4 protein-coding genes are annotated in these 8,484 nt (G+C 45.0%); 3 read left to right on the top strand and 1 reads right to left on the bottom strand.

Annotated elements, in window-relative coordinates:
* The first annotated feature begins 61 nt into the window (after positions 1-61).
* From J7K41_00520 to J7K41_00510, 3 genes are all read left to right on the top strand, one after another.
* Positions 62-1,693 carry a glycine--tRNA ligase gene (locus J7K41_00520; GenBank protein ID MCD6549185.1) on the top strand — a complete coding sequence of 544 codons (1,632 nt, stop codon included), beginning with the start codon at positions 62-64 and terminating at the stop codon, positions 1,691-1,693.
* Positions 1,694-1,695: 2 nt separating this feature from the next.
* Positions 1,696-2,418 (top strand): DUF72 domain-containing protein, encoded by a 723-nt coding sequence (locus J7K41_00515; protein ID MCD6549184.1) that lies wholly within the window; start codon positions 1,696-1,698, stop codon positions 2,416-2,418.
* Positions 2,419-2,845: 427 nt separating this feature from the next.
* Positions 2,846-7,681 carry a metalloregulator ArsR/SmtB family transcription factor gene (locus J7K41_00510; protein MCD6549183.1) on the top strand — a complete coding sequence of 1,612 codons (4,836 nt, stop codon included), beginning with the start codon at positions 2,846-2,848 and terminating at the stop codon, positions 7,679-7,681.
* 305 nt (positions 7,682-7,986) lie between these two features.
* Here the strand turns inward: J7K41_00510 and J7K41_00505 are convergent.
* Positions 7,987-8,484, bottom strand: a 498-nt coding sequence (locus J7K41_00505; GenBank protein MCD6549182.1) for an asparagine--tRNA ligase, incomplete at its 5' end; no start/stop codon positions are given.

Raw genomic sequence — 8,484 nt, 5'->3', positions numbered from 1 at the left:
GGACGAGGGCGCCATTAAGATTTTAAACAGAACATTGTGTTTAATAACCGGGTGTTTATCTATGACGAACAAAAATCGAAACGGTCAAGAAAAGTGCGAATGGAACTTTGACGACCTTATGAAGTTAGCCGTTAACCAAGGTTTCTTCTATCCGTCCTGCGAGATCTATGGATCTAAAGGCGGATTTTACGATTACGGACATCTGGGCACATTGATCAAACGGAAATGGGAAACGTTGTGGCGATCATATTTCTTGTCTCTGCATCACAACTTCTGGGAAATCGACGGCGCAACAGTAATGCCAAAAGGCGTGTTTGTGGGATCTGGACATCTTGAGAACTTTGTCGACCCGTTGGTTGTATGCAAAAAATGCGGGGCAAGACATAGGGCAGACCATCTCGTTGAAACCGAACTGGGTATCGAGAACGCCGAAGATCTGACCCTGGAGGAGATGAACGAACTCATCACCGAACATCAACTCAAATGCCCGAAATGCGGTGGCGAACTCTCTGTAGCGCAATGGTTTAACCTGATGTTTGATGTGACAGTGGGATCATCGATGGGCGACCTTAAAGGAATGCTCCGGGACCTTAAGAAGATAGATGATAAGGAAAGGGTGTTACAGATTGTCGACAAAATCAAACAAGTAATGAAAGATGTTGATGAAAATACTATGTACCTACGTCCCGAGACCGCTCAATCACCGTACATGTGTTTTGAAAGAGAATTCGAATCGTTGAGGAACAAACTACCCTTGGGTTTGGCAGTGATAGGGCGCGCATATCGTAATGAGATCTCACCTAGGCAGGCGTTGTTCAGGTTACGGGAGTTCTCACAGGCGGAACTGCAGGTCTTCTTCGACCCCGACGAGATAGATAACGAACCAAGATACAAAGATGTGAAAGACATGATGATAAATGTTAAACGTGTTACGGATAAAGATACGGAACGTTATCGGTTGGCAGAACTGGAATTGCCTAAGATGTACGCATTCTATCTCTCACGGGTCTACGATTTTCTGATTAACACGATAGGGTTACCCGAAGACAGGGTTCGGATCAGAGAACTCAGCGATAAAGAAAAGGCGTTCTACAACATCCTGCATTGGGACATAGAATTCTTCTTCCGATCCTTCGGTACGTTCCGCGAGATCGCAGGTGTACATTACCGTGGGGACCATGATCTGAAAGGTCATTCCAAAGCCTCTGGACACGAACTGACGGCTCTACGAAAAGACGGGACAAGGTTTTATCCGCACGTCATCGAACTGAGTTTCGGAATAGATAGAAACGTGTTTGCAATCATCGATGCTGCGTATTCGATCGATTATGCACCGACCGCTAAAGGCGGTGTTGAAAAACGTGTAGTGTTACGGATGTCTAAACAGATGGCACCTGTCCAGGTTGCGGTTTTTCCGTTGCTCTCAAATCGGGAACAACTGGTCAAAAAGGCGAGGGAGGTATACGACATGATTTCGAAACAATACCGCGCTTTCTACGACGAGTCAGGCGCGATCGGTCGACGGTACAGACGGCAGGACCAGATAGGTACACCTTATTGTATCACGATCGATTTCGATACGTTGGAGGATGATACGGTAACGGTCAGGGACCGGGACTCCATGAAACAGGTACGGGTGAAGGTTAACGATCTCGTTACGTATCTTAGTAATCAAGGATTAAAACGGATATGAAAATGATAAGACCTGCTGTGCATGTGGGAACTTCGGGTTGGTCGTATTCGTGGAATCCTGATGGGTTAGACTGGTATGTCAAAAATTCAGGGTTGGATACGGTAGAACTCAACATGTCGTTCTACCGAATACCTTACCCAAACATGGTGAAAGGATGGGCACATAAAGGAAAAGGCCTGTTGTGGAGTGTCAAAGTCAACCGTCTGATCACCCATGTTCACCGGCTCAATGAAAAGAGTTACAGAATTTGGAACTGGTTCAGGGACCGATTCAAACCTTTAGAAGATACCGGTAACCTGAAGTATTACCTCTTTCAACTGCCGCCTTCTGCAAAACCGTCTGACGACCTTCTGGACAGGTTGAAACGGTTTGCGCAGATGACACGTTTGGGACCGAGATTCGCCTTGGAAGGACGCAACGAGGATTGGTTCTCTGATGATATAGTATCTTGGGCGCGTCGTCTAGGAATTACGTTGGTGTCCGTAGATGCACCTGACCTGCCCCGCTGTATCATGAACAGTAACGGGCACATATATCTCAGAATCCATGGTCGTTATTCGTGGTATTCCTACGATTACTCCGAAAATGAGTTGAAGGAGATACGGGATCGTATACTTTCTGTTGGAAACGTCCTCTCAGCATACATATACTTCAACAATGACCATGCTATGTTACACAATGCGCGCGCGATGAGAAAACTGTTCGGCCCTAACGGACACACCTAACAACGGATAAACGGCTCACTCCTTTCACACTCATTCGCAGAAATTCCTCGCCTTCGGCTCTGAGCTTCGGATATCGTCAGACCGTTAGTTGCAATTCGTGGCCCTTATGAAGATAAAAAACGCATATGAGGGTTTGAATCTCTGAGGTAGTTAATGTTTGTTTGTGTTCTGAATCCTCTCCGTAAAGCGCGCGTAACGGATATCTTCGAAAACATTCGTTTTCCAGCTTCCTATTTCTATTCATGACATTTGTGCCTTAACGAGAATTCGAGCATCGTGTTCTCAGAATATTATTTACTCAGCGTTTAACTGGCATTACAGTCGAGAAACAGTTGGTAAACAACCTAACGATAGGTCAGACATGCTGTTAGGTATTCGCCTAACAAAAAAATCATGTTTTTAAATCTTCTCTTCTCAAACTACAAATATGGATGCATACGATGAAGAGCCTTACACGCTGGATGAAGAGGCTTTGAAAGCAATAAACACAAAGTCCAGGATAAAGATACTGAGACTCCTACGAAAGAGAGACCATACTCTTACAGAGTTGTCAAACCTCCTGAACCTATCCAAACCGACTGTCAAGGAACATCTTGACATATTAACAAACGCGGGTTTTGTTGAAAAGATTGAAAGGGGAAAATGGAAGTACTACAGATTAACGCGGAAAGGGTCTGCCATCCTTGACAATATAGTATCTAAAAAAAGTATGAAAGGGAAAGAGAAGGTCGATGTGGATAAACTTAAGAGTTTACCGCCAAGAAGGTTTGTCCTCATTTTAGGTCTCACCTTTATAGTTATGTGTATATTATTCTTTATCTTTGTCCTCCCAAGTATGTTCATTTCAACACCCAAGACCGAAGTAATCGGGCCTGGAGGCGTTCATATCTTGAGCGAGGAGGAGGCAGTCTATTTCTCTGTCCCTCCTGGGACAGAGCTTAAAGAAATAAATATTCAGGAAGAGTTTTCCATCCACGGCCGCGATACTAAAAATTATCCGTTAAGTTATAAGGAGGATATCAAATCACTCACGATAACAGGAAGGATACATCTATCAGATGAAAATAGCTTTGCAAGGGTTGTGTTAGTGGATACAAAGGATAAAGAATATTTAGTCTGGGATAGTAATTATCTGCTCCGGGGCCCTGGGGAGTACACACTGAACAACGTTGCTGAAGAAACCATAAACCTTCCTTACGACACTAGACCTGAGAAGATTAGGATAGAGGGAGTGAACGCTACTGTCTGGATAGATTCTGTTTATGTTCAGGAAGCAGACGCACCTACCGTCACCCTTCTTAAACCGACCGAAGAATATATCTATAAACAGAACGATGCGAAGATAGACAGAATAAACAAAAGGAATGAGGAGTTGGGTCTGGGATGGACAGCAGGACATACTGGTGTTTCTGATTACACCTATGAGGAAAAGAAAAGGCTCTTCGGTCTTTGTGGTCAGAACGTTACCAACGCTACCGATAATATATGTTTTCTTCCCGATACTCATGGTTTTGAATACTATAAGGGGGGCGTGTTTTCCGTTCCAGGGGAAGAGATACCTACTACATCCTCACACCTACCAGAACGGTTTGACTGGAGAGACGTGCACTGTCAGAATTGGCTGACCCCTGTAAAGAATCAAGGCCACTGCGGAAGTTGTTGGGCGTTCGGTGCTGTCGGAACGTTAGAAGGGCTTATTAACGTGTATTACAACCAACATTTAGACAAAGACTTATCAGAGCAGGATTTGGTCTCTTGCGATACGCATGCCTTCGGATGTCATGGTGGATACATGGGACCGACCGCCAGGTATTTGAGGGACGTGGGAACACCTGATGAAGGATGTTTCCCATATGTTGCGTCCGAACCGCCTTGTTCAAACAGGTGTGCGGATAGGGATGAGAGGGCCTGGAAGATCGAAAATTACGATGATATTTCAAAGTTTAATAGATGGACCGACCCTGAAGAGATCAAGAAAGCGTTGATAGAGAAAGGTCCGTTATATTTAGGTACAACATGGGGTTGGGCAGGACACGCGATAGTTTTAGTTGGGTATGAGTACGACCCTAATACCGGTGTAACGAACTGGATTATCAAGAACAGTTGGGGAACTGGTTGGGGTGAGGACGGTTATGGAAAGATATTAAGAGATACGACCCTTATGGAAGTGATCGGTTTTTATACTCCGGTCCCTCCAAGCTCGGAAGCGTATGATATTAATTGCGTTGATAACGATGGCGATGGGTACTGTTGGTGGGGCATAACAGACACGAAGCCTCCAACATGTCCTGAATACTGCGCCCCTGAAAAGGATTGTAACGATTGTAATGCAAGCTTGGGTCCTTTTGATGAGAACTACCACTGTATAGAGATCTCGCCCGCACCCTGCAGGGATACTGACGGAGGGTTCGACATCTATACTCAGGGAAGGGTTATAACACCCGAAAATTCATTTACCGATTATTGTGTTAACGAGACAACGTTACATGAATACTTCTGCGACGATACGGGTCTCAACGAATCGGATGTCGATTGCCCTGATAATTATGTGTGTCATGAAGGCGCCTGTGTACCCGTGCCAGAGTGTATAGACAGATGTATGGAGATAAAGGTCCCGGGTGTTTACACTCTTTGCGGCGATATAGACGCAAACTCCGATTCAGGCGTGTGTATCGATGTTAAGGCGGACGATGTGATGATAGACTGTCTCGGTTACAGTATCCGCGGGACAAGGGACGTTGTAGGCATAAGCGTGACTGGAAGAGAAAACGTGTCGATCAGAAACTGCATATTCGAAAACCTTTTCGCAGGGTTTGCTGCCGAAGATTCGACACTACCGTACGTAAAGAACTGTACTTTTCGCAATACATCAATGGGGATATACTTTAACAATACCCTTCGAGGAGTGATCGAGGATAATACGGTCATTTCCCCTGTTTATTATGGTATCGTGTTATTGAACTCTCATTACAATAAGGTTGTTGACGCAGTAGTGACCAAAAGCGGCAATGAGGGTATACTCATCTGGGATTCTGATAACAATATCTTTATTAACACTAACATAACGTACAGTAATAGAAGCGGTCTTTTTGTGGACGGAACTTCAAACAAATTCTACAATACAACGAGCTGTTACAACCGTAAAAGCTACTTCTACACAGTAGATATCTGGGAGAATAACCCGTTCGAAAACGAGTACCATCGTTCTACCTACGACACAACGAACCTGCTGATTGGTGATGAATATCTTGACAAGATAGCATCCTGCCGTGCACCAGTAGGATGTTCTGATACCGATTCGGACGCGTCTCATCCTAACGGTGTCAACCCGTTCGTGCAAGGAACCGCGACAGGGTTGTTCGACGGAGTGTTCGGCGAGTACACCGATTACTGTACGGACGATAGAATACTCAACGAGTACTACTGTTCGGAGGAGTGTGACGGTTGTGTTGCGGCAACAGAGATCGATTGCAGCAGGTACGATATGGTCTGTCAGGAAGGGGCATGCGTGCTTCCGCCTCAGGAGTGCACAGATACCGACGGAGGGTTCGATATCTTCGTTAGGGGAACCGTGACCGGTCAGGCAGGTACAGAGGTGGATTACTGCGTAGATGACGAGACTGTTGCAGAGTTCATGTGCTGTGACACGAGCTGCAACCTTTTCAACATAACCCTTCCTCCATGGGGACCGATAGGTCCATTTATCGTTGATTGCCCTGTCGGGTACGCATGTAGCGACGGAGCATGCGTTCCTGAATGTATCGATTCATGCACGAACATCACCGAACCAGGTTATTATGAGTTGTGCGGAGACATAGATGCTGAGGGTTATAATGTGTGTATAGACATACAAACCGATGATGTTGTTCTGGATTGCAAGGGATACACTATATTCGACCCACAAGTCGGTGTTCGCGTCCTCAATCATGATAATGTCTCTATTATAAACTGTAACGTTGAAGACGCGAAGAATATGGGTTACCATTTTGGTATGGTTGCCGACGTATCATTAAGAGATTCGAGGTGTAGCGGAAACGGTGGTCACACTGGCGTTTTGGTTGACACTGCTTATGACATGGAAATCGAAAACTGCCATGCCGAACGCTTTGAGACATGTTTCTCGTTCATGGATGTGGATGATGGAAGGACGACAAATAACACCGCCGAAGATTGCGGTATTGGGTACTACCTGGAGATGGCCGGAGAGGTGTTCAGAGACACGGTTGCCAAGGATTGTTCCGACTACGGTCTCAGAGTAGTATCGACTTCTGGTTCCCGTTTTTATCATACTGAGATCGATGGTTGTGGGATTGGACTCAGTGTAGTAGGTGATAGCACGAACAACCGGTTTGAGGATACGACTGCTTGTAACAACGGTATTGACATGGTAGACCGCTCTTTAGACAACAGATTCGTCGGATCAGTCTATGACACATCGGCGCCAGATGACCCCATCTACTTCGACCGTGTTGGAAGATGCACTCCTGGAGAGTGTATCGATTCATGCACAAACATCACCGAACCAGGTTATTATGAGTTGTGCGGAGACATAGATGCCACTCATTGGAACCAAACTGAATGTATAAACATTATGGCGGACAATGTAACTTTAGACTGTAAAGGGTACACTCTGTACGACAGTAATAACCACTGGCTTATATTCGCTTCTGAGCATGATAACATCGTTGTACAGAATTGTAACGTTAAGGCAACAACACCGGGGGCATTAACACCGGAAAGGGAATGCGACACAGCGTACGGTTTCATCGATGTTGGGAACCTCTCTTTAATAGATTCTAACGCCAAGGGTTGTTTCACGGGCGTGCTCGCACGTCGTTCGGATGGAACGATCTCCAGATGCAGTGTAACGAATAGCCGGTACGGTTTCTTTATCGACGAGTTTGTAGGAACTGTTGAGGGTAACAACGCAAACTACGGGGATACCGGGTTCTATTTCACCGGCGACGGTACCGATTGTATTGCAAGGAGTAATGAGGCTAGTGATAACAATGAATATGGGTTCCTCCTGAAGATAATATTACATTCAGATTTCATAAACAATCGCGCTTTCCGAAACGGTTGGGGCTTTTACATGAACTACACGGAACGAAACAGGTTTGAGGGAACCGTTGCGTGCTACAATAATATAGACATAGTAGAAGAAGACGGGTTCGATAACACCTTTGAAAATTCTGTGTACAATTCTTCTGTGCCGGACGACCCAACTCATTTCGACAGGATATATACCTGCGATGAGTACTAATTCTAATTATTTCTTATTCTCGCTCTTTGTTAACATCAACTCAGCGAAATTAACTTTTTATAAAGAATTATTTACAAAGGCGCATCGCCTCATCCATACGTACCGCGTCGGATACGGATTCTAGATACTTCTTACCAGACCACAACCTCGGTACGGCTATACGAACTTACGTCCTTTTTTCGCCAGTTTACCCATGACCGCAGCGTACAACTTCATCGATTTACTGCAACACCTTCGCCCAGAGTAAATACTCTTTCTCATAACCGATAAACTCACCCGGACAAACAATTTTTCTCAAATACACCTCACGGCCTCACACGATTAATCGTTCTTGGGAAGGGAATAGTATCACGAATATGATCCAGATTAAGTATCCACTTAAGGAATCGTTCTATACCTAAACCGAAACCGCTGTGTGGAACAGAACCGTACCTTCTCAGATCAACATACCATTTATAATCCTCAGAATCCGGATCCAAACCGAAGCGTTTCATCTTCTCTATCAATTCATCTACTTTCCAAATCCTCTCGGAACCAGTGATAATCTCGCCATGTCCTTCGGGAGCCAACATGTCATTAGTTAATACCGTTCCTTTTCTATTAGGATCCTCTTGCATGTAAAAGGCTTTTACCTCTGAAGGATAATGATGGACGATCAAAGGTAACTCTAGATCTTTGGTGAGAATCTTCTCCTCGTCGGCACCCGGATCTTGACCCCATTCAAAATCAAGACCTTTACTCTGTAAGATGTCAACCATCTCATCATAACTCATCCGTGGGAAGGGAGGTTCTACCTTTTTGAG

The sequence above is a fragment of the Candidatus Micrarchaeota archaeon genome (genome assembly GCA_021163225.1).
Taxonomy (GTDB): domain Archaea; phylum Micrarchaeota; class Micrarchaeia; order Anstonellales; family JAGGXE01; genus JAGGXE01.
This window is presented reverse-complemented; position numbering and strand designations above follow the sequence as displayed.

Bases quoted from the DNA above. Each gene is read 5' to 3' on its own strand.
- J7K41_00520 (MCD6549185.1), top strand. From the start codon at position 62: ATGACGAACAAAAATCGAAACGGTCAAGAAAAGTGCGAATGGAACTTT.
- J7K41_00515 (MCD6549184.1), top strand. From the start codon at position 1,696: ATGATAAGACCTGCTGTGCATGTGGGAACTTCGGGTTGGTCGTATTCG.
- J7K41_00510 (MCD6549183.1), top strand. From the start codon at position 2,846: ATGGATGCATACGATGAAGAGCCTTACACGCTGGATGAAGAGGCTTTG.